The following is a 785-nucleotide window of genomic DNA, read 5'->3' on the forward strand; positions in this document are numbered from 1 at the left end:
ACTCGGCATTCACCCGCCCCCTAAAGGGAACGGTCCCCTGCCTTCGACTTGATGGGCGGATGATCGCAGCGCGCCGGGTCGGCAGGGCGGTTGACGCGGGGCTTGCGGTGGGCGTGGTCCTGGCTACGGTCGGGCCGCTTCTCCTGCCCGATCCCAAACCGTGGTGGATCATCGGGCTGGGGCTGTTGGCGTCGGTGCCGGTGTGGTGGCGTAGGCGGGCGCCGATCGTGGTGGCGGTCGTGGTCGGTGCGGCGATGTCGGTGATGGTGACGCGGGAGAAGCCGTTCCTGCCCTTCGGGCCCTTGCTGGCCGTGTACACGATCGCCGACCTGAGCCCCACCTGGAAGAGGCTGGCGGCGATTCCGGTGATCGTGGCGGCCGTGGGTTCCTCGCTGGTGCTGCCGGGGGAGAACGACGAGACCTTCCGGCTGGTGGGGACCGCCTTCGTGGCCGCGTACGCGCTGGGCACCAGTGCAGGGCGAGCCGCTCGCGAGCTGCCGAGCTGGCCGAGCGGGCGCGGCGGCGGGAGCAGGAGCACATCGCGGCGGCGGCCGAGGAGCGCACCCGGATCGCGCGAGCACCTTGGCGGCGGTGGTGGCGCAGATCTCCCTGGTCGCCTCGATGCCGTTCATGCCCGGCATGTGCACGTCCATGAGGACCACGTCCGGCCGCGGCCTATTGACAGCGGGCCCAGGCCCTCTCGACCGGGATCTCGGCAGAAGACGGCGCGGCGCCCATCGTCGAGGCGGTGAGCCAGCTCCGGGTCCCCCCTTAGGTTCTAGATC

Annotated in this window: 1 protein-coding gene; it reads left to right on the forward strand. The window is 71.2% G+C overall.

The window, feature by feature from the left end:
- The first annotated feature begins 59 nt into the window (after positions 1-59).
- Complete coding sequence (locus V5E28_RS50020; protein WP_442946026.1) at positions 60-752, forward strand: DUF7134 domain-containing protein; 693 nt, start codon at positions 60-62, stop codon at positions 750-752.
- Positions 753-785 lie beyond the last annotated feature (33 nt).

It is taken from the genome of Nonomuraea sp. LPB2021202275-12-8 (assembly GCF_037044575.1).
In the GTDB taxonomy this organism is placed as follows: Bacteria; Actinomycetota; Actinomycetes; order Streptosporangiales; family Streptosporangiaceae; genus Nonomuraea.